This is a genomic window from Streptomyces sp. NPDC028722 (genome assembly GCF_040637655.1).
Taxonomy (GTDB): Bacteria; Actinomycetota; Actinomycetes; order Streptomycetales; family Streptomycetaceae; genus Streptomyces.
In genome coordinates this window covers 36,216-60,870 of the sequence record NZ_JBEZWU010000004.1, presented here as the reverse complement: position 1 = coordinate 60,870, position 24,655 = coordinate 36,216, and the positions used below count along the sequence as shown (strand labels likewise).

Sequence of the window (24,655 nt, the reverse complement as noted above, 5' to 3'; positions counted from 1 at the left end):
GGTACACGCACCGAGATGTCCGACCTCCCCGCCCTTCCCGTCACCTTCCGGCCGGGTCACACCCGGGCCATCCTGCTCACCGCCGGTGTCGCGATCTTCCTGGTGCTCTCCGGGATCGCGATGCTCCTGGACCACCTCGGCCCCGGTTCGCGGCTCAGCTTCGTCATCACCGGGGCGCTGATCCTCTGGGCCACGGCCCAGCTCGCCCGGATCAGGGTCGTCGCCGACGAGTCGGGCGTCACCGTCGTCAACATCGCGAGCAAGCGGCGCCTGGCCTGGGCGGAGATCCTCCGGGTGAACCTCCGACCGGGTGACCCCTGGGTGTTCCTCGACCTCAGCGACGGCACCAGCCTGCCCGCGCTCGGCATCCAGCCCGGTATCGCCCGGCAGCGGGCCATCGCCGACGCCGGCACCCTCCGCGCCCTGGCCGAGGCCCGCGCCACGGCCAGGGCGGCGGAGGATCAGGGCTGACTCGGGGCGGAATCAGGGACCGCTCCGGGGTGCCGGCCCTGCCGCACCCGCCCATATCTTGATTAATCTGGTGACGGAGGCCTTTCCGCCGCGCCTCCGCCCCTGCGCGCCGCCCGGCACCCAGGGGTTCCTGCTACCCGAGGAGTGACTCCCTCCAGCGATGGACGGATCGTCCTGTAGTACCTGCGCCGCCCCGACCCGACACAACGGGAAGGCGGTGGCAGCGTGACCATCCCCCTGCTGCTCCTCGGAGCGGCGTTCCTGCTGATTCTGGCCAACGGTTTCTTCGTGGCGGCCGAGTTCGGTCTGGTGACCGTCGAACGCCCCGAAGCCGAGAAGGCCGCCGCCGACGGTGACAGACGCGCCCGTACGGTCGTGGAGTCGCTGAAGGAACTGTCCTTCCAGCTCTCCGGCACCCAGCTCGGCATCACCATCACCTCCCTGGTCGTCGGCATGCTCGCCGAACCGGCCCTGGCCGGGCTGCTGCACGGCCCGTTCGCCGCGATCGGCATCCCCGGGGGCGCCGTCTCCGGTGTCGCCGTGGTCGTCGGCATGCTGCTGGCCTCGGCGATCCAGATGGTGATCGGCGAACTGGTGCCCAAGAACTGGGCCGTCTCCCGGCCGTTGCAGGTCGCCCGGTTCGTCGCCGGCCCGCAGCACCGTTTCGCCCTTCTGTTCCGCCCGGTGATCTCCGCGCTGAACACGGTCGCCAACCGGCTGGTCCGCGCCCTCGGCGTCGAACCCACCGAGGAGCTGGCCTCCGCCCGCACCCCCGGGGAGCTCGTCTCCCTGGCCCGGCACTCCGCGCAGGCCGGCGCCCTGGAGCAGGACACGGCCGACCTGTTCGTGCGCACCCTGTCCCTGGGCGAGCTGACCGCGCAGCACGTCATGACGCCGCGCGTGCGGGTCAGCGCCCTCCAGGACTCGGCCACCGCCGAGGACGTCGTCAACCTCACCCGCGCCACCGGCCTGTCCCGCTTCCCCGTCTACCGGGAGAAGATCGACGAGGTCGTCGGCATGGCCCACCTCAAGGACGCCCTCGCGGTCCCGGCGGCCGACCGGCTGCGCACCCCGGTCGGCCGCATCGCCCGCAAGGCGCTCCTCGTCCCCGAGACCCTGCCCGTCCAGCCCCTCCTCGCCCGGCTGCGCAGCGAGCAGCCCATCGCCGTCGTGGTCGACGAGTACGGCGGCACGGCCGGCGTGGTCACCCTGGAGGACATCGTCGAGGAACTGGTCGGCGAGGTCCGCGACGAGCACGACGGCCAGGACGTGCCCGAGCTGGCTCCCGCCCCGCCCGAGGACGGCAGGGCGGCCTGGGATGTCGACGGCAGCTGTCGGGTCGACATGCTCCAGCGCATAGGCCTGGAGGTGCCCGAGGGACCGTACGAGACCGTCGCCGGACTGGTCGCCGACCTGCTCGGCCGGATCCCGGCCCCCGGTGACCGGGCCGAACTGCCCGGCTGGCGGCTCGCCGTCCGCCAGGTCGGCCACTACCGCGCCGAACGGGTCCGCGTGGTCAGGACGGCCCCGGCGGTCAACGTGATGGAGGCCGCCCGATGAGCGTCCTCCAACTGCTCTTCGCCGCGCTGCTCGTGCTCGCCAACGGCTTCTTCGTCGGCGCCGAGTTCGCGCTCGTCTCCGTCCGCCGCAGCCAGATCGAGCCGCTCGGCACGGCCCGCGCCCGCCAGGTGCTGTACGGCCTGGAGCGCCTGCCCCAGATGATGGCCGCCGCCCAGTTCGGCATCACCGTCTGCTCCCTGACGCTCGGCGCGGTCGCCGAGCCCACGGTGGCGCACCTGCTGGAACCCCTGTTCGAGGGGATCCACCTCCCCGACGGCGTGATCCACCCCCTCGGTTACGTCATCGCCCTGGCCGCCGTGGTCTTCTTCCACCTGGTCATCGGCGAGATGGTGCCGAAGAACCTCGCGATGGCCGCACCCGAGAAGGCGGCCCTCTGGCTCAGCCCGGGCCTCGTCTACTTCGCCCGTCTCTGCAAGCCGATCACCGCCGCCCTCGGCGCCTGCGCCCGGGGCATCCTGCGGCTGTTCCGGGTCGAGCCCAGGGACGAGGTGGAGGCGGTCGTCACCACCGAGCAGCTCAACCGCCTGCTGGAGGACTCCGGCCAGGCGGGCCTCCTCGACCCCGAGGAGCAGGAACGCCTGGAGGACGCCCTGGAGCTGGGATCCCGCCCGGTGACGGACGTCCTGCTGCGCCGTGAGTCCCTGGTCACGGTGACCCCGGCGGTCACCCCGGGCCAGATCGTGGAGCTGACCGCCCGCACGGGCTACTCCCGCTTCCCGGTCGCGGCGGCCGAGAAGGGCCCCTTCATGGGCTATGTGCACGTCAAGGACGTGCTCGACCTGGAGGACTCGGCCCGGGCGGTGCCGCAGCACGTGTGGCGCCCGATGGCCACCCTCCGCGCCGAGCTGCCGCTCGACGACGCCCTCACGGTGATGCGCCGGGCGGCCACGCATCTGGCCCAAGTGGCGGACGCCTCCGGCAAGGTGCTGGGCCTGGTCGCTCTGGAGGACGTACTGGAGCTGCTGGTGGGCGAGGTCAGGGACCCGGCGCACCGGGAGCCGGCCGGCGTGCGGCTGACCGAGCCTCGGGTGAGCGGAGAGCCGGAAGGCGTGCTGACGACGTAGGCCGACGTGACGCGCGGGCGCGCGGGGGCTGGTCACACGGCCCCCGCGCCCCCGGGACAGCGCACCTAGGGGGCCGAAGGGTCCTGCGGCCCCCGCCCCGACAGCACCTCTCCGTACGCCTGCATCAGATCGGGCAGCCGCAGCGTCGCCAGGTCCTGGCGGGACAGGTCACCCGGGCAGACGGACAGCCTCAGGTCCCGGTACGCGCAGCTCTTCTCGTACAGCGTCCGCAGGAAGCGGCCGTTGCCCAGCTCGTCGATCCAGCCCTGGCCGACCACGTGGCCGGCTATCGACCGCAGCTCCTCCAGGGCCTCCTCGTCCCACAGGTCCCCGTTCTCGGCCGCCAGCACCTTGCCGATCTCGGTGAGTTCCTGCGGCCGGTAGGAGGGGAAGTCCACCCGGGTGGTGAAGCGGGAGGAGAGCCCGGGGTTGGCGGCGAGCAGACGGTCCATGCCCTCCGGATAGCCGGCCAGGATCACCACCAGGTGGTCCCGGTTGTCCTCGGCCCGCTTCAGCAGCACCTGGAGCGCCTCGTCGCCGTATGCGTCCCCCTTGCCGTAGCCCGAGTTGGACAGGGAGTACGCCTCGTCCACGAACAGCACCCCGCCGATAGCGGAGTCGATCAGCTCGTTGGCCTTCACGGCCGTCTGCCCGAGGTACTCGCCGACCAGGTCGGCCCGCTGGGCCTCCACCAGATGGTCGCCGCCGAGCAGACCCAGCGCGTAGAAGACCCGGCCCAGGATGCGGGCGACGGTGGTCTTGCCCGTACCGGACGGGCCGGAGAAGACGAAATGCCGTTTCGGCGGCTGTACCGGCAGCCCCTGCCCGGCCCGCAGCCGGGCCATGTTCAGCTGTGCCGACAACGCCTTGACCTGGCGCTTCACCGGTTCGAGCCCGACCATGCGCTCCAGTTCGGCGAGTGCCTCCTCCAGTAACGCGGGGTCGGTCGGACCGGCCGGGACCGGCGGGCCGGACACCCCGCTCTTCACCCGCACGGAGGGGTCGGCCACCGACGGCAGCGGCCCGGTCGGCAGGTCGGGCTCCGGCAGCCGCAGGTCCCGGCCCTCCGCGCCGAACAGCGGGTCGAAGCCGTCCGGTCCGTCCACCGTGTCCAGTCCCGCGCCGGTCAGTGTGATCGCGGCGAGGTCGGACGTGTCGTCGTACCCGTCGCCCTCGGCGATCGCGGCGAGCCGGGCGGAGGTGTCCATGAAGGCGGGGTCGGCCCGGTGCACCGCCCGGTACAGGGGGAGCGCGGCGGCGCTGCGGCCGGTGCCCTCGTGGGCGCGCGCCAGCCAGTACCGCAGCTCCTTGCGCTGCGGCTGCTCGCTGCGGCAGCGCATCAGCGCCGCCGCCAGCAGCGGTTCGGCCTGGCCGTACATCTCCAGCCGGACCCGGGCCATGCCGCCGAACAGGCCGGCCTCGATGCCGAGCAGGGCGTCGCTCAGCAGCGGGTCGGTGTGCCGTATCAGCTGCTCCCAGTCCTTGACCAGATAGGCGCGGCAGGCATGCAGGAAGCGGACCTGCGCGTCGGTGTCGACCGGGGGGAGCCCGGCCAGGGCCCGGTCCAGCTCGGGCACGTGCCGTCCGTCCAGCCAGTGGGAGGCGTGCGCCAGCAGCAGATCGCGCGGGCTCTCCAGCACCGGCTGCACCCACCAGCCCAGCCAGTACCAGGAGTTCAGGGACCGGCGGTGCCGGGTGCGCTGTTCCCCGAAGCGTTCGCGGTGCCGGAACATGCGCAGCAGCGCGGTCGTCGTGTCGACCCGGAGGGCGTGCAGCCCCAGCCAGGCGTCGGCCATGCCCGGGTCCATCCGCACCGCGGTGCGGAACTCCTCCTCCGCCTGCGGATAGGCGCCCATCGTGTAGGCGTCCACGCCCCGCAGCCAGGCAAGGTCGGCCGGGGCCTCGGGGCCCCGCGTGCCGAAGTCCATCACGTCCCCCCACAGACCGTGCCCCCGTGGTTCACCACCGGGCAGTCGCCCGACGGCCGCCGCGGTCTAACCGCTGGGCCGCGGACCGGAGTTGCCGATGCGCCAGACAGACGCGAAGGTCGCACCGAAGGCATCGTACCCGCGTGGTGACCGCGCGCCGAAGGGTGCCGCACCAGGCGTTCCGCGAGGTGGGAGCAGACGGGGCGCACGCGGTTTCGTGACCGAGGGTGAGCGGATCGGTGCGCGCGGCGGCCGGGGAGCGGACCGCGGGCAGAACGAAGCCCCCGGTCACGGGGGAACAACCGGGGGCTTCGTGTCGGTGGGCGGCCCCGAAAGGCCGCACACGGAGAACGTAAGACCTGTACGGCCATGGGTCAAGCAACCTCGGGGCACTCGCGGAAGTTGTCCGGCCGGACTCTTCACGACTTCACCACATCGCGGGCGGACCTTCACGCTCGGTGACCTTCCGGTCCGCCGCGGGGGCCGCGCCGGGTCCCGGCAGCACCTCGTACCCCTCCTGAATCCTCAGCACCAAGAGATCGGCATGGGGGCGTGAGGGATCGGCGGCGAAGTGCGCGCGCTCCGCCGCGACCCAGCCGTCCCAGAACTCCCGCTGCTCCGGTCCGTCCCGCAGCCGGCCGCGCCGCCAGGACTCCGTCGGGGGCAGTTCCATCCACAGCAGCCGCGCCAGGTGCGGGCGCAGTGCCCGGCGGCCGGCGCCGACGCCCTCGAGGAGGACCACGGGCGCGGGCGCCAGCGGGCGCGGGACGCCGAAGGCGCGGGCCCGCCAGTCGTACGGGGTGTAGTGCGCGTTCTCGCCGCGGCCGAGTGGGTCGATCACCTGCGCCGTGAGCCGGTCCGTCCAGGCGAAGAGCCGCTCGTGGCTGGCGATGTCGTCGAGGTGGAGCACCGGAGCCCCGCCCAGCGCAAGGGCCAGCCGCGCGGCGAAGGTGGACTTGCCGGAACCGGCGTGCCCGTCGACGCCGATCAGCCGGACCGGTCCGAGGGACGGGGGGAGCCCGCGCAGCCGGGCGGCGAGGTCGTGAATGGCGTTTCCCGGGATGTGGAGCGGTGCGGGATGTTTTCTGCGAAACAGTGTAGTCGCGTCTTGAACCATCGGCTGCCGGCCAGTCAATGGCACCGATAAACGTCCCGAATCCCCTGACCGATATGTCGAATTCGGCGTTCCGGGTGTGCCCGACGCTGAGTAAGGTGCCTCCTGCGCAACGTGATGCGACGTGCGGGGACCGGCAGGGGGGACATGGCCGCGGAGTTATTCGAAGGGCACTACGTATGGCATCCGGCGGCCGACGACCGGGTCCTGGCGAGCGTATGCGTCGACGTGCGCGCCGGACGTTATCGATACGCGCACGAGGCCCTCGCCGAGACACGTACCGACTTCGCCCTGCGGGCCCACCGCTCGCTGGTGCTCGCCTCCGAGGCGGCCGGCACCGACCTGGTCGAGCGCTGGCTCGCCGAGGAGCCGACGCCCGAGGCGGCGCTGATGTGGGCCCGGGTGGCGGTGCAGCGCGCGCTGCGGGCCGCCGACGCGCGGGACGACCGTGCCGAGAGACTGGAGCGCATCGCGCTGACCGCCTGCGACCGGGCCGCCGCCGAAGCCCCCCGGGACCCCACCCCCTGGGTCGCCAGGCTCTCCATGGCCCGGCTGCACCGGCTGCGCGATCCGGCCCCGCAGGGCCTGCTCACCGCGCCGCCCGGCCCCTGGCGGCTGTTCGCGCACATCCTGTCCCTCGACCCCTGGCACCGCGAGGCCCACCACCGCTTCCTGTCCTTCTTCTTCACGCGCCACGGCGGCTCGGTCAACGCGGCCTGGGACGTGGCCGCCTTCCTCAGTCAGCGGGCGCCCGCGGACTCCGCGCTCCGGCTGCTGCCCCTGGTGGCCCTCGTGGAGAGCTACAACCCCACCCGGCTGCTCGCCGACCGGATCTGGGAGGAGCCCCAGTGGCGCTCCACCGCGCTCGCGGTCTACCAGAACTGGCTGCCCGCGCTGGCCGGCTACCGCTTCACCCCGGTGCTCGACCTCGCCTACCTCGCGCACGCGCTGGTGATGGCCCAGTGCGAGTTCGAGGCCCGGGCGGTGTTCACGGCCATGGGTCCGTACGCCTCGCGCATGCCCTGGAGCGCCTTCGGTGACCCCGCCGAGCAGCTCTCCCGGGCCCGGCGCGCCTGCGGCCTGCCCGTTCCGGCGCCCGCCTGACCCGGCTCGCCCCCCTGCCCCTCGTCCTCCTGCCCCATCGAGAGAAAGGCCGATCTGTGTCGGAACAGATGTCGACTCCCCGGGCGCGGACGCGCGCGGTGGACTCCGTCGTGCTCGACGACGACGCGACCCTGCACGCGATGGGTTATCCGCGGAAACTCACCCGGCGCTTCCAGGCGTTCGACAATTTCGCGATCTCTTTCACCATCATCAATATCCTCTCGGGTATCTTCTCGTCCTTCGGATTCGGTATGAACGCGGGCGGACCGCGCATTCTCGTGTTCGGCTGGATCGGCGTCTCCGTCATGGTGCTGCTCATCGGCGCGGCCATGGCGGAAGTCGCCTCCGCCTTTCCGACGAGCGGCGCCCTGTATTTCTCGGCCGGTAAACTCGCCAAGCGGCACAAGGGCGCCTGGTCCTGGTTCACGGGCTGGCTGAACTTCGTGGGCCAGATCGGCGGCACCGCTGCCACCGGTTACGCGGCCGCCACCTTCATCCAGGTCTTCGTGCAGCTTCAGTGGCCCTCGTACCGGCCGACCGCGCACCAGACGGTGCTGATCACGGCCCTGGTGATCGTTCTCCAGGGACTGGCGAACACCTACACCGTCCAGCTCGTCGCGTTGCTCAACCGTATTTCCGTGTGGTGGCTCCTCATCGGACTCGTCGTGATCGTGGGCGCACTCATCGTGATGCCCGATCAGCACCAGTCCGCGTCCTTCGTGACGCATTTCGAGAACAACACCGGGTTCACGAACGGGCTTTACGGCGGCATGCTCGGCCTGCTGGTCACCAGTTGGACCTTCACCGGGTTCGACGGCAGCTTCCACATGTCCGAGGAAACGGTCCGCGCGACGGTGAGCGCCCCCAAGGGGATCACCCGCGCCATCGCCTTTTCCGCGATCACCGGCCTGCTTCTGATGCTGGCACTGGTCTACAGCATTGGTGACTACGACACGGTCGCCGGTTCCGCCGCGCCGCCCGTCCAGATCCTCATCGACGGCCTCGGTCTCGGCGTCGCCAAGGTGATGCTCCTCATCGTCATCGGCGCCATGCTCTTCTGCGGTCTCGCCAACCTCACCAGCAACACCCGGCAGATCTTCGCCTTCTCGCGGGACGGCGCCATGCCCGGCTCCCGCTGGTGGCACTCGGTCTCGCCGCGCACCCGGACACCCGTCAAGGCCGTGTGGTTCGCGGTGGGCTGCTCGCTGGCCCTGGTGGTGCCGGGCTGGTGGTCGCACACGGCGTTCACCGCGATCGTCAGCGTCAACGTGGTCGGGCTCTTCCTCGCCTACGCCGTGCCGATCTTCCTGCGGCTGCGGCTCGGGGACGCCTTCCAGCCCGGGCCCTGGCACCTGGGCCGCTGGGGCAGGCCGATCGGCTGGCTCGCGGTGGTGTGGATCCTGCTCAGCAGCGTCCTGTTCATGCTGCCGCAGGCCTCGCCGATCACCGTCGACTCCTTCAACTACGCGCCGGTCGCGCTCGCCGTCGTCCTGCTGGTGGCCACGGTGTGGTGGTTCGCCACCGCCCGCCGCCGTTTCCAGGGCCCGGTCAGCTACGGCCGCCCCGACGAGGTCGCCGCGATGGACCTGGTCTGATCCGGCCGGCCGCACGGCCCCGGCGCACCCCTCCCGCGCCGGGGCCGTCCCGTGCCCGCGGCGAACCCTTTCGGCGGACCAGACCAATATTGGTGCCGCGGCATGCGCGCAAGTGCTGGCAGGGCGATCCGGCCTGCCCCATAGTTGGCGCACAACCGTGCACCGGACCTGCCCTACTCGGACACCTGGGGGTCGTCGCACCCATGAGCCAAGCCCAACAGCCGTCCCGCAGAACCGTCCTGGCCGTCGCCGTCGCCGCGGCGGTGACCGGTACGGCGGCCCCCGCGGCCGCCGCCGCACCGGCAGCCGCCGCCGACGCGCCCGGCCGGGCGCGGCCCCGCCCGATCGACTACCGCGCCTGGACCACGTACGCCGACTGGCGTTCCGGCACCGCCGAGGGCACCCGGGCCGTCTCCGGCCGGCGCCCCGGTGTGGTGATCGGCGTCCCCGCCGGCCGCACCGACTACACCGACCCGCACACCGGCACCACCGCCACCTGGGAGTACGCCACCTGGACCTCCCCGGTCCACCGCCTCACCACACCCGCGACCGAGGTCGTCGCCTCCTGGAACGCGCACACCCCCGACGGGACCTGGCTCCAGGTCGAGCTCCAGGGCACGTACTCCGACGGCACCGGCACGCCCTGGTACGTGATGGGGCGCTGGGCGGCCGGCGACCAGGACATCAAACGGACGTCGGTGGACGGGCAGACCGACGGCAGGAGCAGCGTCTGGACCGACACGTTCGCCGTCGACGACGCGAGCACCGGGCTGCGCCTGGCGTCGTACCGGCTGCGGCTCACCCTCTACCGCCGGCCCGGCACGCGTCTCACCCCGGCCGTCCGGCGGCTCGGCGCGATGGGCTCCGACGTCCCCGACCGCTTCACCGTCCCGGCCTCCACCCCCGGACTGGCCCAGGAGCTGGCCGTCCCCCGCTACTCGCAGGAGATCCACAAGGGCCAGTACCCGGAGTACGACAACGGCGGCGAGGCCTGGTGCAGCCCCACCTCCTCGCAGATGATCATCGAGTACTGGGGCGGCCGGCTCACCGCGGAGCAGCTGTCCTGGGTCGACCCGTCCTACGCCGACCCGCAGGTGGACAACGCGGCCCGGGCCACCTACGACCACCAGTACCAGGGCTGCGGCAACTGGCCCTTCAACGCCGCGTACGCCGCCACCTTCGAGGGCATCCAGGGCGTGGTCACCCGGCTCGCCTCCCTCACCGACCTGGAGACGCTGATCGCGGCCGGCATCCCGGCCATAACGTCCCAGTCCTTCCTGAAGACCGAGCTGACCGGCGCCGGTTACGGCACCTCGGGGCACCTGATGACGGTGATCGGCTTCACGGCCGACGGCGACGTGATCGCCAACGACCCGGCCTCGCCGGACGACGAGGCGGTACGGCGGGTCTATCTGCGCCGGGAGTTCGAGAACATCTGGCTGCGCACCAAGCGGTACAACGCCTCCGGCAAGGTCGTCTCCGGCACCGGAGGGGTCTGTTACCTGTACTTCCCGGCCCACCCCACCTCCCACCAGCGCAGGGCCCTCGCCGCGGTGGGGGTGCACTGAGGCGTGTGACCAAGCTCATGGCCGCAAATACCGACACGGGTGGCATGGTGGACGAAGGACGGGGAAGTCTCGCCCTTTCATCCGACCTCTGTGAGTAATCACCATGACCGCATTCCCGGCCACCGCCCCCCGTGCCGCCACCGGCGGCCCCAAGGAAGACGGCCCGGACATCGTCGAGCACGTCATGGGCTGGGTCCTCGTCGTGGTGTTCGCGATGCTCGTGACCCAGCTCGGACTGCTCTGAACGACCGGCCGCAGGCACGGCATGTTCTGACATACTGCGGGAGTCCCGCCGGCCGCCTAGACCAGGGTCGACCTTGAACTTGCCGCAGCAGCGTGCCGCCACACCGGTGCGCGGCACCGAGCGCTCCGCGACGCGTCGCGCCGAACTCATCGCCATCGGGCGGAAGTTGTTCGCCGACACGTCCTACGACGCGCTGTCCATGGACGACATCGCCCGACAGGCGCGGGTCGCCAAGGGGCTCATCTACTACTACTTCCGGTCCAAGCGCGGCTATTACCTGGCGATCGTCCAGGACTCCGTCGCCGCTCTGGTCACCTCCGCGGCCGACGGCGTCGGGCTGCCCGCCGTGGACCGCGTGCACCGCACCGTCGACGGCTATCTGCGCTACGCCGAGAGCCACCAGGCCGCCTACCGCACCATCGTCAGCGGCGGCGTCGGCTTCGACACCGAGGTGCACGCGATCCGGGACGGCGTGCGCGAGGTCATCGTCACCACCATCGCCGAAGGCGCCTACGGCAACGGCGAAATCCCCCCGGTGGCCCGGATGGGCCTGCTCGGCTGGGTGTGCAGCGTGGAGGGCGCCACCCTGGAGTGGATCGACCGCCCCGGGCTGCCCCGGGACACGATGCGCGAGCTGCTGGTGCGGACGCTCGGCGGGACCCTGCGCGCCATCGAGGAACTGGACCCCGCCTGCCCGGCCCCGCCGCCCGCCCGCCGGGACGGCTGACCCGGAGAACGCCGGGGAGAGGCCGGAGAACGGAACGGGAGCGGAGGCTCGTGGTCCCCCGCTCCCGTCTCCCCCTGGTGCGGGGCTAGTTGATGGCGTTGATCAGCTCACCGTTCGCGGTGTCGCCGCTCAGCTCCCAGAAGAAGGTGCCGCCGAGTCCCTGCTGGTTCTTGTACGTCATCTTCGTGGCGATGGTCGACGGGGTGTCGTAACTCCACCAGTCGCTCCCGCACTTGGCGTACGCCGTGCCGGCCACCGTGCCCGTCGCGGGGCACTTGGACTTGAGCACCTTGTAGTCGTCGATGCCCTGCTCGTACGTTCCGGCCGCCGGGCCCGTGGCCGTACCGCCGGGCGCCGCCTGGGTGACCCCGGTCCAGCCGCGCCCGTAGAAGCCGATGCCGAGCAGCAGCTTCGAGGCCGGGACGCCGAGGCCCTTGAGCTTGGCGATGGTCGCCGAGGTGTAGTAACCGGCCTTCGGGATGCCGGAGTAGGAGTTCAGCGGGGAGTGCGGGGCGGTCGGACCCTTCGCGTCCCAGGCGCCGAAGTAGTCGTACGTCATCGGGTTGTACCAGTCGACGTACTGGGCGGCGCCCCCGTAGTCCGCGGCGTCGATCTTGCCGCCGCTGGTGGCGTCCGCGGTGATCGCGGCGGTGACCAGGCCGCTGGAGCCGAACTTCGACCGCAGGGCGGCCATGACGTTCCTGAACGCGTCCCGGCCGCTGGTGTCGCAGGTGTCGCCGCAGGCGTTCGGGTACTCCCAGTCGATGTCGATCCCGTCGAAGACGCCCGCCCACTTGGAGTTCTTCACCAGGTCGTAGCAGGACTGGGCGAAGGCGGCCGGGTTCTTCGCGGCCTCGCCGAACCCGCCGGACCAGGTCCAGCCGCCGAAGGACCACAGCACCTTCAGACCCGGGTGCTTCTTCTTCAGCTTCAGCAGCTGGTTGAAGTTGCCGCGCAGCGGCTGGTCCCAGGTGTCCGCGACGCCGTCGACGGACTCGGCGGCGGTGTAGGCGCGGTCGGTGGCCGCGTAGGAGTCGCCCATCGCGCACTTGCCGCCGGTGACGTTGCCGAAGGCGTAGTTGATGTGGGTGAGCTTCGCCGCGGAACCGGAGGTCTCGACGTTCTTGACGTAGTACTTGCGGTCGTAGGTGCCCCATTCGGTGAAGTAGCCGACGACCTTGGAGGAGCCGGCCGCGGCCTGCGGGGCGCCCGGGGCCGCCGCGGTCGCCGTGCCCGAGCCGGCCAGCAGGCCCGCGCCGAGGGCGGCGGTACACGCGGCCGAGACGAGCGCCCGCAGGACGGAGCGGTGGGGAGTGTGCATCGGGTGTCTCCTCGTGGGGGAAGAGGGGATCGCGCGCCGATTGGCATGAACGCGGTAAAGCGTTGGTCATGCACAGTAGGAGGACTAGACCAGTCGGGTCAATGGTTCGGACCAATTTCCGCCTCGGACGACCTCCCGGGAGGCGGTCCGAAGTAAGCGGTCGTTAACTGGTGACGGGAGGTCGCCGATCGGGCATACTCACAGCGCATGCCGCTGGTCAGCAGCTTCCGAGACCCGGGAGCGGGCGCCACCGGCCAGCGCGACGAACAGGCGGAGCCGCCCCCACCCCCGGGCCGGACCGCCGGTGCCCGAACAGGGAGGAGCCGACGCCATGTCCGACCGCGACCCGCAGCCGGTGGAGCGTCAACTGCCCACGGACGAGGCGAGGGATCTGCTCGCCCTCGTCCGGGACATCGCCCGGCGTGAGATCGCCCCGCAGGCCGCGCAGGAGGAGGACGAGGGCCGCTTCCCGCGCGAGATCTTCACCCTGCTCTCCGAGTCCGGCCTGCTGGGCCTGCCGTACGCCGCCGAGCACGGCGGCGGCGACCAGCCCTACGAGGTCTACCTCCAGGTCCTGGAGGAGCTGGCCGCGGCCCGGCTCACCGTCGGCCTCGGCGTCAGCGTCCACACTCTCGCCTCCTACGCCCTCGCCACGTACGGTGCCAAGCAGCAGCAGGTCGAGCACCTGCCCGCGATGCTCGGCGGCGGCCTCCTCGGCGCGTACTGCCTCTCCGAGCCGTCCTCCGGCTCCGACGCGGCCTCCCTGCGCACCAGGGCCGCCCGGGACGGCGACACCTGGGTGATCGACGGCACCAAGGCCTGGATCACGCACGGCGGCATCGCCGACTTCTACACCGTGATGGCCCGCACCGGCGAGGACGGCCCCCGCGGCATCACCGCCTTCCTCGTGCCCGGCGACGCTCCCGGACTGAGCGGTGCCGCGCCCGAGAAGAAGATGGGCATGAAGGGCTCGCCCACCGCCCAGGTCCACTTCGACGGCGTCCGGGTCCCCGACGAGCGGCGGATCGGCGAGGAGGGCCAGGGCTTCGCCATCGCCCTGGCCGCCCTCGACTCCGGCCGGCTCGGCATCGCGGCGTGTGCGATCGGCCTCGCCCAGGCCGCCCTGGACGAGGCGGTCGGCTACGCCACGCAGCGCCGGCAGTTCGGCCGGCCCATCGCCGACTTCCAGGGCCTGCGCTTCATGCTCGCCGACATGGCCACCCAGATCGAGGCCGGCCGCGCGCTCTACCTCGCCGCGGCCCGCCTGCGCGACACGGGCCGGCCGTTCGCCAAGCAGGCCGCCATGGCCAAGCTGCACTGCACCGACACGGCGATGAAGGTCACCACCGACGTCGTGCAGATCCTCGGCGGCTACGGCTACACCGCCGACTTCCCGGCCGAGCGCTATATGCGCGAGGCCAAGGTCCTCCAGATCGTCGAGGGCACCAACCAGATCCAGCGCATGGTCATCGCCCGTCACGTGGCGGGACCCGAGGGTCGCTGAACTGCCCCCGCAGGACCGTCGGGGCCGCGAGCCTGGTCCACTCCGGGTCATGGCGGCCGGGCAGGGTCCGGCCCCGGTCGGCCCAGGTCCGCAGCAGATCACGGTAGATGGGCGGGTCCTGCGGCACCGCTGACGGAACCGATTCCGCGGGGCGCGGGACGAACATGCGGCGCTGATATCCGGTCGCCGAGTCCATGAGGCTCATACCCGGCCAACGCGGTGGCGGCCGGACAGGTCACCGCCCGGCGGATTCGGGCTTCAGTTCCCGCGCGTCCGGTTGCCCCCACCGCCGCCTGCGTACGCCGCGAAGACCGCCGTCCCGGCCACCCCGCTCCCCGCACCACGACGGCCCGCGCGCCGTGCGCGGTGCGGGTGCGGGGAGGGGACGGGCCGGTACCCGGGTGTGTCAGGCGGCCTCGCGGCGCATCGCCGGTACGCGCATCGGGCGCGAGCCCGGGCCCCCGACGTGCGAGAAGGGCTGTGTCCGCCAGTCCAGACCCTGGGGGAGCGTCAGCAGCAGAGCGGTGTCCTGCTCCTGGGGTTCGCAGGACTCGTCCGCGGGGCGGGCGTCGGCCGCCGCGCGGCCCGTGCCCGCGCACACCGTCAGCCCGAACGGGTTCCACGGCGAGGCGCACAGCGCGTGCTCCGGCAGGACCTCCTCGTCCGCCAGCAGCGCGATCGGCTGCGCGCAGTCCGGGCAGATCACCCGGTACATCTCGAAGGTGTCGTAGGCGTCCAGTTCCTCGTCGAAGAGGTCGTCGGGTTCGACGCCCTCCGGCTCGGGCTCGAGGACCGGCTGCCGCCGTGCGGACGCGGAACGATCAGGGTGGCTGACACTCTGCATGGGTTTCTCCCCCTAGGACTGGGCCGTGACGGCACTGCGGTCTCGACCACAGCAAGCACTTCCCGTCCCGTCCCTGCGGTAATCACGAGAACATCACGGAGCCCGCACCGGACGTGTGGCCTTGGTCACATGCCGCGCGCAGATGCCCGTCCCGGTACCTTTTCCGCCCCACAGGGAATGACCTGGGCCTCCGAGGTATCCGAGGAGATCAGACGCACTGTAGGTTTTGGCGGCATGGAGGAGCTGGACCGTCAGATCGTGCAGCTGCTCGTCGTCGACGGGCGGATGAGCTACACAGACCTGGGCAAGGCCACGGGCCTGTCCACGTCGGCCGTGCACCAGCGGGTGCGCCGGCTGGAACAGCGTGGCGTCATCCGCGGTTACGCCGCGGTGGTCGACCCCGAGGCCGTCGGGCTGCCGCTCACCGCGTTCATCTCGGTGAAACCGTTCGATCCCAGCGCCCCCGACGACATCGCGGAGCGCCTCGCCGGCGTTCCCGAGATCGAGGCATGCCACAGCGTGGCCGGCGACGAGAACTACATCCTCAAGGTGCGCGTCGCCACCCCGCACGAACTGGAGGAACTGCTGGCCCGGGTGCGCAGCCTCGCCGGCGTCTCCACGCGCACCACCGTGGTGCTGTCGACCCCGTACGAGGCGCGCGCCCCGAAGATCTGACCGGCCCGCCCCGGTGCCCGGTGAAGGCCGCGCACGCGAGAGACTGTGCGTCATGAGTGAGCAGTCCGCCGAGCCCGCCCAGACCGTCCTCCTGCGCCGGGGGGAGGTGCACAGCCCCGCCGACCCCTTCGCCACCGCGATGGTCGTGGAGCGCGGCCAGATCGCCTGGGTCGGCTCCGAGGGCGCGGCCGACGCCTTCGCCGACGGCGTGGACGAGGTGCTCGACCTCGACGGCGCCCTCGTCACCCCGGCCTTCACCGACGCCCATGTGCACACCACCGCCACGGGCCTCGCCCTGACCGGCCTGGACCTGTCCGGCGCCCCCTCCCTGGAGGCGGCTCTCGCCCGGATCCGCGAGTTCGCCGCCGCCCGCCCCGGTGACCGGGTCCTGCTGGGACACGGCTGGGACGCCGCCCGCTGGCCCGGCGGACGCCCGCCGGCCCGTGCGGAGCTGGACGACGCCACCGGCGGACGCCCGCTGTACCTGTCCCGCATCGACGTGCACTCGGCGGTCGTCACCACCGCCCTGCTGGACCTGGTCCCCGGCCGCGTGCCCCGCGAGGACGCCCCGCTCACCGGCGACGCCCACCACGCGGTACGCGAGGCGGCCCTCGCCGCCGTCACCCCGGCCCAGCGTGCCGAGGCCCAGCGCACCGTCCTGGCCCACGCGGCCTCCCTGGGCATCGGCACCGTCCACGAGTGCGGCGGCCCGCAGATCTCCTCCGAGGACGACTTCACCGCCCTGCTGGAGCTCGCCGCCGGCACGCCGGGCCCCCGCGTGGTCGGCTACTGGGCGGAACAGGACCCGGCGAAGGCCCGCGAGCTGGGCGCGGTCGGCGCCGCGGGCGACCTCTTCGCCGACGGCGCCCTCGGCTCGCACACCGCGTGCCTGCACGAGCCCTACGCCGACGCCGGCCACACCGGCACCGCCCACCTGGACGCCGACGCCGTCGCCGCTCACGTCCTGGGCTGCACGGAGGCCGGACTCCAGGCCGGTTTCCACGCCATCGGCGACGCCGCCGTGTCCGCCGTGGTCGACGGCGTGCGCGCCGCCGCCGAGAAGGCGGGCCTCGCCCGGATCCGCGCCGCCCGGCACCGTGTCGAGCACGCCGAGATGCTCACCCCCGAGACCATCGCCGGCTTCGCCGAGCTGGGCCTGATCGCCTCCGTCCAGCCCGCCTTCGACGCGCTGTGGGGCGGCGGGGACGGCATGTACGCCCGGCGGCTGGGCGCCGAGCGGGCCCGCACCCTCAATCCGTACGCCGCGCTGCTGCGCTCCGGTGTACCGCTCGCGTTCGGCTCCGACAGCCCGGTCACCCCGCTCGACCCGTGGGGCACGGTCCGCGCCGCCGCCTTCCACCGCACCCCCGAGCACCGGATCTCCGTCCGCGCCGCGTTCACCGCGCACACGCGGGGCGGCTGGCGGGCCGTCGGCCGCGACGACGCCGGGGTGCTCGTCCCGGGCGCGCCCGCGGACTACGCCGTCTGGCGGACCGACGAGCTGATCGTCCAGGCACCCGACGACCGGGTCGCCCGCTGGTCCACCGACCCGCGCTCCGGCACCCCCGGCCTGCCCGACCTCGGTCCCGGCCGCGACCTGCCGGTCTGCCTGCGCACCGTCGTGGGCGGCCGGACGGTGTTCGTACGGCCGGGCGAGTGATCTCCGGGGTGGCGTGGCGGGCCCCGGCCGCCGCGGGCCCGCCGCCCCACCTGCGCATCCTCCCCGCCGACTCGGCCGCTTCGCCGGTCTTCGCAGCTCAGGCGGCTGTTGACAGTCAGCGGCGGAGGGCCGGTAGGTTCGGCCGAGTCCACCACCGGACGTCCGACCGAGGAGCGTTCGGACACGGTCGCAGCGCCGCTGGGTCAGGGACGGTGTGCCGCACCGGGCACCGTCGCCGGGAGCCAGGGTCAGCGCCCGCGCCGACGGGGGAACGGCCGGCTGGTCGGCCAGGTGTGACCCGGGTGGGGCCCGGGCGCTCAGTAGACAACGGCTTTCGGTCGATCCGCAGCCAGCGGGTCCCAGGTCGGCCCGAAGGGCGCCGGGCCCCCATCCGCCGTGCCACGCGAGAGGCGGCGCGGACGTAAGGTGAGAGGGCCGAAAAACGGGTTCTTACCCCGTTCTTGTGCAATCGACACCACCGGACGCACGAGCCGTCACGTCCTCCCAGGCCGGGGCCACTATGGTGGTTCCCTGCGTACGACATGAAGGGGCAGCAGTGAACGACGGCGACGGAACCCTCGCGGCCAAGGCCCAGGAGCGGCGGTTCGGCCCGCTCGGCACGGCCTTGGTGATCATCCCGACCTACAACGAGGCGGAGAACATCAGGACCATCGTCGGCCGGGTACGCGAGGCCGTCCCCGAGGCGCACGTGCTGATCGCGGACGACAACAGCCCCGACGGCACCGGCAAGCTCGCCGACGAGCTGGCCGCCGGGGACGACCACGTCCAGGTGCTGCACCGCAAGGGCAAGGAGGGCCTCGGCGCCGCCTACCTCGCGGGTTTCCGCTGGGGCCTGGAGCGGGACTACGGCGTGCTGATCGAGATGGACGCCGACGGCTCCCACCAGCCCGAGGAACTGCCCCGGCTGCTCACCGCCCTCAAGGGCGCCGACCTCGTCCTCGGCTCCCGCTGGGTGCCCGGCGGCCGGGTGGTGAACTGGCCCAAGTCCCGGGAGTTCCTCTCCCGCGGCGGCTCGACCTACTCGCGGTTCCTGCTCGACGTGCCGATCCGTGACGTGACCGGCGGTTTCCGGGCCTTCCGCCGCGAGACCCTGGAGGGCCTGGGGCTCGCCGAGGTCTCCTCGCAGGGTTACTGCTTCCAGGTCGACCTCGCCCGCCGCGCGGTGAAGGCCGGTTACCACGTCGTCGAGGTCCCCATCACCTTCGTCGAGCGCGAACTGGGCGACTCCAAGATGAGCCGCGACATCGTGGTCGAGGCGCTGTGGCGGGTCACCGCCTGGGGGGTCGGCGACCGCATCGGCAAGCTCACCGGCAAGGACAAGCAGGCCTGACCGGTCCCTTCACGGCCCCGGCTGATCACTCCCTTATCCCGCGCTGAGCCACGCCCAGGCACACTGGAAGCATGACGACTGGCGCTCCGCCCTCCCCGTACACCGCCCGGCCCCGGCGCTCCCGGCTGCGCAGGTATCTGCCGCTGGGCCTCGCCGGGTGGCTGGTGCTGGAGATCTGGCTGCTGACCCTGGTCGCGGGTGCGGCAGGGGGCCTCAGCGTGCTCCTGCTGCTCATCGCGGGCGTCGTGGCCGGCTCCGTGATCATCAAGCGGGCGGGCCGCCGCGCCTTCAAGAACCTCAGCGAGGCACTCCAGCGGGGCGGCTCGCCGGCGCGCGGCGGCGGCAACGGCCTGACGATGCTCGGCGGCCTGCTGCTGATGATCCCCGGCCTGGTCTCGGACGCCGTGGGCCTGCTCCTGCTGCTCCCGCCGGTCCAGAGGGCCGTGAGCCGCCGCACCGAGAACGCCCTGGAGCGCGGGCTCCGCAAGGCCGCCCCGGGAGGTCTGGGCCACGCCTTCCAGCAGGCCCGCACCCACCGGCCCGACGGCAGGGTGGTGCAGGGCGAGGTCATCAGGGAGAACCGGACCGGGCCGGAGGAGCAGCGCCCTCCGCTGACGCGCTGACCCAGGGCGCGTCCGGGGGCGGCACCGCCGTCCGGACAGCGCGAAACCGCGGGCGCCGTACGTCTTCACGTACGGCGCCCGCGGTTACTGGTGCTTGTCTCGCGTTATGCGCTCTTGCGGCTGTCCCTGGGGTGAACGGCGATGTTCATCGCCCCCGACCGGAGAACCGCCAGACGCTCCTCGAGGACCTCTTCGAGTTCCTCGCGGGTGCGTCGCTCCATCAACATGTCCCAATGGGTACGCGCGGGCTTGGCCTTCTTCTCTTCCGGGCCGTCGCCGTCCACCAGGAGTGCCGGGGCCCCGCAGACCTTGCACTCCCACTCCGGCGGGATCTCCGCCTCGACCGAGAAGGGCATCTCGAAACGATGGCCCCTCTCACATGCGTACTCCACGGCCTGGCGCGGGGCCAGGTCGATGCCGCGGTCCGTCTCGTAGCTGGTCACCACGAGGCGCGTACCGCGAAGAGCTCGCTCACTCATGAATCGTGCCTCCCGGGCTTTGTCGCCCACAGGACAGGTGTCGCTGTCGTCGTCATCCGGTCAACGTCCGGTCGGCGGTAAAGATTCCCGTTCCGAGTCCCGTTCCGGGTCGTGCGTCGCCGTCGTAGCCGCCCCTTGTTCTACCCACAGGTGCCCGGTTTGTCACATCTGCTAGCAGATGTGACCCAGCGCTTCTGCTTCTTTGACGCGCAGTAACGGTACGCCTGGCAGGCCAAACGCGTACACTACCGCCCTTTGGCGCCGAGTGCTAAATCGACGCTAGATCCTTTCCGGTACCGGGTTCCCCGCCTCGCCGATCGCACGCCGCACAGGTACCCGTGCGAGCAGGACGAAACCGATCACGAAGAAGGCCACCAGCGACACGATCGCGGACCGGTAGCTTCCGGTCAGCTGGTACGTCACGCCGAACAGCAGCGGGCCGAGCCAGCTCATCCCGCGGTCGCTCAGCTCGTACGCGGAGAAGTACTCGGCCTCCTTGCCCGGCGGCACCAGGTGCGAGAACAGCGACCGGGACAGCGCCTGACTGCCGCCGAGGACCAGGCCGATCCCGGCGGCCAGCACGAAGAACCACACCGGGGCCCTCGCAGGCAGGAAGTAGCCGGCGGCGAGCGTGACCGTCCACGCCACCAGCGAGCCGAGGATCGTCCGCTGCGCGCCGTACGCCCGCGCCAGCCGCCCCATCGCCAGCGCCCCGGCCACGGCCAGCACCTGCACCAGCAGCACGGCCCCGATGAGCGTCGACTGCCCGAGCCCCAGCTCCTCGGAGCCGTAGACCGAGGCCTGCGAGATCACCGTCTGGATCCCGTCGTTGTACACGAGGTACGCCAGCAGGAACGCCAGCGTCAGCGGGTGCCGGCGCATGTCCCGGACCGTCGCCGCCAGCTGCCGTGCCCCGGGCGCCGCCGACCCCGCCACGCGCGCGTGGCGGTCGCGGAGCCTGCGCAGCGGTACGAGCGTGAACGCGCCCCACCACAGGCCCGCCGACGCCAGGCACACCCGGACCGCTGCCGACTCGGTCAGCCCGAAGGAGTCGTGCGCCGAGTACAGGACCAGGTCGGCGACGAGGACCAGGGAGCCGGCCGCATAGCCGAAGGCCCAGCCGCGCGAGGAGACGGCGTCGCGCTGCTCGGGCGGCGCGATCTGCGGCAGATAGGAGTTGTAGAGCATCATCCCGACGGACTGCGCCGCGTTGGCCACGACGAGCAGCACCCCGCCGAGCAGATACCGGTCGCCGTCCAGCAGGAACATGCCCGTGGTGGCCGCCGCCCCGGTGTACGCCGCCGCGGCGAGCAGCGGCTTCCGGCGGCCCGTGCGGTCGGCCGCGCTGCCCACCAGGGGCATCACGACGACCGCCACGATCACCGACAGGGACACCGAGTAGGCGAAGAAGGAGCCCGCCCGGACCGGGACGCCCAGCGGGTGCACATAGCCGCCGGCGTCCGCCGCCCGCTCGGCGACCGCGGTGAGGTACGGGCCGAGGAAGACCGTGAGGACGCTGGTCGAGTACACCGAGCACGCCCAGTCGTACACGTACCAGCCGTGCCGCTCGCGCCTGAGTCCGGCGGCCTCGTCCGCCACCGGTGCCCGCACGGTCTCCGTGCCCACCCGTGCCCTCGCCTCCCCCGCAGTGCCGTGCGAAGGCGCGGACCGGCCGGTCCGGGCGGTCAGACCCAGACGCCGCGGTCCTCCATGACCTTGCGCAGCATGTCGATGTGATCGGTCATGATGCCATCAACCCCGAGATCCAGGAGCCGGTGCACGCGCCGGGGCTCGTTGACCGTCCACACGTGCACGTGCAGCCCGCGCGCGTGGGCGGCGCGCACGAAGCGCTGGTCCACCACGGGCACGCCCGACTGCGCCTCGGGCACCTGCGCGGCCACGGCCGACCGGCGCACCGCGCCCGGCAGCCCCCAGGAGCGCAGCCGCAGGTTGAGCACCCCGCGCGTCCCGAAGGAGGTGGCCAGGCGCGGCCCGCCCAGCCGCTGGGCCCGCAGCACACGCGCCTCCGAGAAGGAGCCCACGCACACCCGGTCCCAGGCGTCCGCGCGCTCGATCAGCCCCAGCAGGGGCCGCAGCGCGGGCTCCGCCTTGACGTCGACGTTCCAGCGCACCTCGGGGAAGGTGTCCAGCAGGTCCTCGAACAGCGGCACCGGTTCCCGGCCGCCCACGCGCGCGTGCCGTATCTCCGCCCACGGCAGGTCGGCGATCCGGCCCGCCCCGTCGGTGACCCGGTCCAGGGTCGCGTCGTGGAAGGCGACCAGCCGGCCGTCCGCCGAGGCGTGCACATCGGTCTCGATGTACCGGTAGCCCAGTTCCACCGCGCGGTGGAACTGCGCCACGGTGTTCTCCAGACCGTCGGCGGCACCGCCCCGGTGGGCGAAGGCGATCGGGCCGGGATGGTCCAGGTACGGGTGGCGCGGGGCCGGTGTCGTGAGGCTCACGGACGCAGTATGACCCCCTCCGGTGTCACCGTGGCGACGACCGCCCTGCCGGCCGGTGCCGGCCGCACGGCGAACATCCGCAGGAACAGCTGGACCAGCGGGCCGATGGCCACGGCGTACAGCAGGGTGCCCAGGCCGATGGTGCCGCCAAGGGCGAACCCGGTGACCACCACCGTCACCTCCACGGCTGTCCGCATCAGCCGGACCGACCGGCCGGTGCGCCGGTGCAGACCCGTCATCAGCCCGTCGCGCGGGCCCGGACCGAAGCTCGCCGCGATGTACAGACCGGTCGCCACGCCGTTCAGCACGACCCCCGCCAGCAGCAGCGGGACGCGTACGGCGAGGGAACGGACGTCCGGGACGAGCGCGAGCGTGCCGTCCATGGCGAGGCCGACCACGAAGACGTTGGAGACCGTGCCGAGCCCGGGCCGCTGGCGCAGCGGGATCCACAGCAGCAGCACCACCGCGCCCACGATGATCGACACGACGCCGATGCTCAGCCCGGTCAGTTCCGCGAGCCCCTGGTGCAGCACGTTCCAGGGCTCCAGCCCCAGGTCCGCCGCCACGAGCAGCGCGGAACTCGCGCCGTAGAGCACGAGCCCGGCGTAGAGCTGGATCAACCGACGTCCGACATGGCGGCCGGGAGCGGACACGACATACCCCCCCTGGGTAGTGGAACTGGACTGGCACATGTCACTCTGTGGCTCGGGATGGAATGTCATCCATGGCCAATCCGGGGAAGGTGGACTGATCTTCATGGCGCAGTGGACCTCGGCGGTGGGAGCCGCACAGCTCGCCCGGCTCCTCAACTCCCAGCAGGACCGCCCGGCCGGCCCCGGCACCCGCCGTCCCCCCGCCTATCGTGCCCTCGCCGACGGCATCCGGCTGCTGGTGCTCGAGGGCCGTGTCCCGGTGGCCGCCCGCCTTCCCGCGGAACGCGAACTCGCCGTGTCCCTCTCCGTGAGCCGTACGACCGTCGCGGCGGCCTACGAGGCGCTGCGCGGCGAGGGCTTCCTGGAGTCCCGGCGCGGAGCCGGCAGCTGGACCGCCGTACCGGCCGGCAACCCGGTTCCCGCCCGGGGCCTGGAGCCGCTGCCCCCGGAGGCCCTCGGCTCGGTGATCGACCTGGGCTGCGCCTCGCTCCCGGCGCCCGAGCCGTGGCTCACCCGGGCCGTGCGGGGCGCCCTGGAGGAACTGCCGCCGTACGCCCACACCCACGGCGACTACCCGGCCGGGCTGCCCGCCCTGCGCTCGATGATCGCCGAGCGGTACACCGCCGGCGGCATCCCCACCATGCCCGAGCAGATCATGGTGACGACCGGCGCGATGGGCGCCATCGACGCCATCTGTCATCTCTTCGCGGGCCGCGGCGAGCGCATCGCCGTGGAGTCCCCGTCCTACGCCAACATCCTCCAGCTCATGCGGGAGACGGGCGCCCGGCTCGTCCCCGTCGCGATGGCCGAGGGGCTCTCCGGCTGGGACATGGACCGCTGGCGCCAGGTCCTGCGCGAGGCCGCACCCCGCATCGCCTATGTCGTCGCCGACTTCCACAACCCCACCGGGGCGCTCGCCGACGAGGACCAGCGCCGCCGGCTGGTGGACGCGGCCCGCTCGGCCGGCACGGTCCTCGTCGCCGACGAGACGATGACCGAGCTGTGGCTCGACGAGGAGGTCCGGACCGCCGGCATGCCCCGGCCGGTGTGCGGCTTCGACCCGGCCGGCTCCACGGTGATCACGGTCGGCTCCGCCAGCAAGGCGTTCTGGGCGGGCATGCGCATCGGCTGGGTACGGGCGGCACCGGACGTCATCCGCAGCCTGGTCGCCGCCCGCGCGTACGCCGACCTGGGCACACCGGTGCTGGAACAGCTGGCCGTGAACTGGCTGTTCAGCACCGGGGGCTGGCAGCAGGCGGTCGACCTGCGCCGCGCCCAGGCCCGCGAGAACCGGGACGCCCTGGTCGCCGCGCTCCGCCGGGAACTGCCCAGCTGGGAGTTCGAGGTGCCGCGCGGCGGCCTGACCCTCTGGGTCCGCGCCGGCGGCCTCTCCGGCTCCCGCCTCGCCGAAGCGGGCGAACGCACCGGCGTCCGCGTCCCGTCCGGCCCCCGCTTCGGCGTCGACGGCGCGTTCGAGGGCTACGTCCGGCTTCCGTTCACCGTCGGGGGAGCGGTGGCGGACGAGGCGGCGGCCCGGCTCGCCGCCGCGGCCCGGCTGGTGGAATCGGGCGCGCCGGGAGCGGGGGAGTCACCGCGGACGCTGGTGGCGTAGGGGCGCTGGTGGCGTAGGCGTGGGGCTGGGCGCTCGTGGCGTGGTGGGCCCGCGCGGTGGGCCTGGCGTGGGACG

22 protein-coding genes are annotated in these 24,655 nt (G+C 72.5%); 14 read left to right on the top strand and 8 right to left on the bottom strand.

Annotated elements, in window-relative coordinates; genetic code table 11:
• Positions 1-15: 15 nt before the first annotated feature.
• The 3 genes from AB0F03_RS07850 (at position 16) to AB0F03_RS07840 (ending at position 3,116) form a co-directional block, all read left to right on the top strand.
• Complete coding sequence (locus AB0F03_RS07850; RefSeq protein WP_361987622.1) at positions 16-471, top strand: PH domain-containing protein; 456 nt, start codon at positions 16-18, stop codon at positions 469-471.
• 225 nt (positions 472-696) lie between these two features.
• On the top strand, positions 697-2,031 hold the full coding sequence (locus AB0F03_RS07845) for a hemolysin family protein (protein ID WP_361987620.1): 1,335 nt from the start codon (positions 697-699) through the stop codon (positions 2,029-2,031).
• Positions 2,028-3,116 (top strand): hemolysin family protein, encoded by a 1,089-nt coding sequence (locus tag AB0F03_RS07840; protein WP_361987618.1) that lies wholly within the window; start codon positions 2,028-2,030, stop codon positions 3,114-3,116. Before AB0F03_RS07845 ends, AB0F03_RS07840 begins: the two co-directional genes overlap by 4 nt.
• Positions 3,117-3,181: 65 nt before the next feature.
• Here the strand turns inward: AB0F03_RS07840 and AB0F03_RS07835 are convergent, their stop codons facing one another.
• Together AB0F03_RS07835 and AB0F03_RS07830 are read right to left on the bottom strand one after the other, a co-directional pair.
• On the bottom strand, positions 3,182-5,044 hold the full coding sequence (locus AB0F03_RS07835) for an AAA family ATPase (protein ID WP_361987616.1): 1,863 nt from the start codon (positions 5,042-5,044) through the stop codon (positions 3,182-3,184).
• 427 nt (positions 5,045-5,471) lie between these two features.
• The gene (locus AB0F03_RS07830; RefSeq protein ID WP_361987614.1) at positions 5,472-6,161 is read right to left on the bottom strand and encodes a hypothetical protein; all 690 of its coding nucleotides are present in this window, start codon (positions 6,159-6,161) and stop codon (positions 5,472-5,474) included.
• A 144-nt stretch (positions 6,162-6,305) separates the two neighbouring features.
• Between AB0F03_RS07830 and AB0F03_RS07825 the strand changes: the two genes are divergently transcribed.
• The 5 genes from AB0F03_RS07825 to AB0F03_RS07805 all read left to right on the top strand — a co-directional run bounded on the left by AB0F03_RS07825 (position 6,306) and on the right by AB0F03_RS07805 (position 11,396).
• Positions 6,306-7,262 carry a hypothetical protein gene (locus AB0F03_RS07825; protein ID WP_361987612.1) on the top strand — a complete coding sequence of 319 codons (957 nt, stop codon included), beginning with the start codon at positions 6,306-6,308 and terminating at the stop codon, positions 7,260-7,262.
• 56 nt (positions 7,263-7,318) lie between these two features.
• The gene (locus AB0F03_RS07820; RefSeq protein ID WP_361987610.1) at positions 7,319-8,857 is read left to right on the top strand and encodes an amino acid permease; all 1,539 of its coding nucleotides are present in this window, start codon (positions 7,319-7,321) and stop codon (positions 8,855-8,857) included.
• A gap of 203 nt (positions 8,858-9,060) precedes the next feature.
• Positions 9,061-10,425 carry a peptidase C39 family protein gene (locus AB0F03_RS07815; protein ID WP_361987608.1) on the top strand — a complete coding sequence of 455 codons (1,365 nt, stop codon included), beginning with the start codon at positions 9,061-9,063 and terminating at the stop codon, positions 10,423-10,425.
• A 103-nt stretch (positions 10,426-10,528) separates the two neighbouring features.
• The gene (locus AB0F03_RS07810; protein ID WP_361987606.1) at positions 10,529-10,669 is read left to right on the top strand and encodes an SCO1431 family membrane protein; all 141 of its coding nucleotides are present in this window, start codon (positions 10,529-10,531) and stop codon (positions 10,667-10,669) included.
• A gap of 73 nt (positions 10,670-10,742) precedes the next feature.
• Positions 10,743-11,396: a TetR/AcrR family transcriptional regulator gene (locus tag AB0F03_RS07805; RefSeq protein ID WP_361987604.1), complete on the top strand. Its 654-nt coding sequence runs from the start codon at positions 10,743-10,745 to the stop codon at positions 11,394-11,396.
• Positions 11,397-11,481: 85 nt separating this feature from the next.
• On the opposite strand, the gene AB0F03_RS07800 is transcribed toward AB0F03_RS07805, so the two are convergent.
• Positions 11,482-12,717, bottom strand: a complete 1,236-nt coding sequence (locus AB0F03_RS07800; protein WP_361987602.1) for a glycoside hydrolase family 18 protein — start codon at positions 12,715-12,717, stop codon at positions 11,482-11,484.
• 331 nt (positions 12,718-13,048) lie between these two features.
• Here AB0F03_RS07800 and AB0F03_RS07795 point away from each other — a divergent pair, with 331 nt between their 5' ends.
• On the top strand, positions 13,049-14,221 hold the full coding sequence (locus AB0F03_RS07795; protein WP_361987600.1) for an acyl-CoA dehydrogenase family protein: 1,173 nt from the start codon (positions 13,049-13,051) through the stop codon (positions 14,219-14,221).
• Positions 14,222-14,627: 406 nt separating this feature from the next.
• Here the strand turns inward: AB0F03_RS07795 and AB0F03_RS07790 are convergent, their stop codons facing one another.
• Positions 14,628-15,065: a hypothetical protein gene (locus tag AB0F03_RS07790; RefSeq protein WP_361987598.1), complete on the bottom strand. Its 438-nt coding sequence runs from the start codon at positions 15,063-15,065 to the stop codon at positions 14,628-14,630.
• Between the two features lie 234 nt (positions 15,066-15,299).
• Here AB0F03_RS07790 and AB0F03_RS07785 point away from each other — a divergent pair, with 234 nt between their 5' ends.
• From AB0F03_RS07785 to fxsA, 4 genes are all read left to right on the top strand, one after another.
• Positions 15,300-15,740: an Lrp/AsnC family transcriptional regulator gene (locus AB0F03_RS07785; protein WP_356824546.1), complete on the top strand. Its 441-nt coding sequence runs from the start codon at positions 15,300-15,302 to the stop codon at positions 15,738-15,740.
• Between the two features lie 52 nt (positions 15,741-15,792).
• Positions 15,793-17,400 carry an amidohydrolase gene (locus AB0F03_RS07780; protein ID WP_361987596.1) on the top strand — a complete coding sequence of 536 codons (1,608 nt, stop codon included), beginning with the start codon at positions 15,793-15,795 and terminating at the stop codon, positions 17,398-17,400.
• A gap of 556 nt (positions 17,401-17,956) precedes the next feature.
• Positions 17,957-18,751 (top strand): polyprenol monophosphomannose synthase, encoded by a 795-nt coding sequence (locus AB0F03_RS07775; RefSeq protein WP_361987594.1) that lies wholly within the window; start codon positions 17,957-17,959, stop codon positions 18,749-18,751.
• Between the two features lie 71 nt (positions 18,752-18,822).
• Positions 18,823-19,374 carry an FxsA family membrane protein gene (gene fxsA / locus AB0F03_RS07770; protein ID WP_361987592.1) on the top strand — a complete coding sequence of 184 codons (552 nt, stop codon included), beginning with the start codon at positions 18,823-18,825 and terminating at the stop codon, positions 19,372-19,374.
• Positions 19,375-19,478: 104 nt separating this feature from the next.
• On the opposite strand, the gene AB0F03_RS07765 is transcribed toward fxsA, so the two are convergent.
• The 4 genes from AB0F03_RS07765 to AB0F03_RS07750 all read right to left on the bottom strand — a co-directional run bounded on the left by AB0F03_RS07765 (position 19,479) and on the right by AB0F03_RS07750 (position 23,007).
• Positions 19,479-19,853, bottom strand: a complete 375-nt coding sequence (locus AB0F03_RS07765; protein WP_361987590.1) for an RNA polymerase-binding protein RbpA — start codon at positions 19,851-19,853, stop codon at positions 19,479-19,481.
• A 279-nt stretch (positions 19,854-20,132) separates the two neighbouring features.
• Positions 20,133-21,479, bottom strand: a complete 1,347-nt coding sequence (locus tag AB0F03_RS07760; RefSeq protein WP_361987588.1) for an MFS transporter — start codon at positions 21,477-21,479, stop codon at positions 20,133-20,135.
• A 59-nt stretch (positions 21,480-21,538) separates the two neighbouring features.
• A complete protein-coding gene (locus tag AB0F03_RS07755) occupies positions 21,539-22,315 on the bottom strand; it encodes a glycerophosphodiester phosphodiesterase (protein WP_361987586.1) in 777 nt (258 codons plus the stop codon).
• On the bottom strand, positions 22,312-23,007 hold the full coding sequence (locus tag AB0F03_RS07750) for a hypothetical protein (RefSeq protein ID WP_361987584.1): 696 nt from the start codon (positions 23,005-23,007) through the stop codon (positions 22,312-22,314). The genes AB0F03_RS07755 and AB0F03_RS07750 overlap by 4 nt, the downstream gene beginning before the upstream one ends.
• A 64-nt stretch (positions 23,008-23,071) precedes the next feature.
• Here AB0F03_RS07750 and AB0F03_RS07745 point away from each other — a divergent pair, with 64 nt between their 5' ends.
• Entirely contained in the window at positions 23,072-24,580 is a 1,509-nt protein-coding gene (locus AB0F03_RS07745; RefSeq protein WP_361987582.1) for a PLP-dependent aminotransferase family protein, read from the top strand.
• Positions 24,581-24,655 lie beyond the last annotated feature (75 nt).

What these genes read in the sequence shown, in the direction of transcription:
- AB0F03_RS07810 (WP_361987606.1), top strand. Translation starts at nt 10,529, where the DNA reads ATGACCGCATTCCCGGCCACCGCCCCCCGTGCCGCCACCGGCGGCCCC.
- AB0F03_RS07745 (WP_361987582.1), top strand. Translation starts at nt 23,072, where the DNA reads ATGGCGCAGTGGACCTCGGCGGTGGGAGCCGCACAGCTCGCCCGGCTC.
- AB0F03_RS07830 (WP_361987614.1), bottom strand. Translation starts at nt 6,161, where the DNA reads ATGGTTCAAGACGCGACTACACTGTTTCGCAGAAAACATCCCGCACCG.
- AB0F03_RS07765 (WP_361987590.1), bottom strand. Translation starts at nt 19,853, where the DNA reads ATGAGTGAGCGAGCTCTTCGCGGTACGCGCCTCGTGGTGACCAGCTAC.
- AB0F03_RS07785 (WP_356824546.1), top strand. Translation starts at nt 15,300, where the DNA reads ATGGAGGAGCTGGACCGTCAGATCGTGCAGCTGCTCGTCGTCGACGGG.
- AB0F03_RS07835 (WP_361987616.1), bottom strand. Translation starts at nt 5,044, where the DNA reads ATGGACTTCGGCACGCGGGGCCCCGAGGCCCCGGCCGACCTTGCCTGG.
- AB0F03_RS07790 (WP_361987598.1), bottom strand. Translation starts at nt 15,065, where the DNA reads ATGCAGAGTGTCAGCCACCCTGATCGTTCCGCGTCCGCACGGCGGCAG.
- AB0F03_RS07795 (WP_361987600.1), top strand. Translation starts at nt 13,049, where the DNA reads ATGTCCGACCGCGACCCGCAGCCGGTGGAGCGTCAACTGCCCACGGAC.
- AB0F03_RS07800 (WP_361987602.1), bottom strand. Translation starts at nt 12,717, where the DNA reads ATGCACACTCCCCACCGCTCCGTCCTGCGGGCGCTCGTCTCGGCCGCG.
- AB0F03_RS07840 (WP_361987618.1), top strand. Translation starts at nt 2,028, where the DNA reads ATGAGCGTCCTCCAACTGCTCTTCGCCGCGCTGCTCGTGCTCGCCAAC.
- AB0F03_RS07825 (WP_361987612.1), top strand. Translation starts at nt 6,306, where the DNA reads ATGGCCGCGGAGTTATTCGAAGGGCACTACGTATGGCATCCGGCGGCC.
- AB0F03_RS07815 (WP_361987608.1), top strand. Translation starts at nt 9,061, where the DNA reads ATGAGCCAAGCCCAACAGCCGTCCCGCAGAACCGTCCTGGCCGTCGCC.
- fxsA (WP_361987592.1), top strand. Translation starts at nt 18,823, where the DNA reads ATGACGACTGGCGCTCCGCCCTCCCCGTACACCGCCCGGCCCCGGCGC.
- AB0F03_RS07780 (WP_361987596.1), top strand. Translation starts at nt 15,793, where the DNA reads ATGAGTGAGCAGTCCGCCGAGCCCGCCCAGACCGTCCTCCTGCGCCGG.
- AB0F03_RS07750 (WP_361987584.1), bottom strand. Translation starts at nt 23,007, where the DNA reads ATGTGCCAGTCCAGTTCCACTACCCAGGGGGGGTATGTCGTGTCCGCT.
- AB0F03_RS07850 (WP_361987622.1), top strand. Translation starts at nt 16, where the DNA reads ATGTCCGACCTCCCCGCCCTTCCCGTCACCTTCCGGCCGGGTCACACC.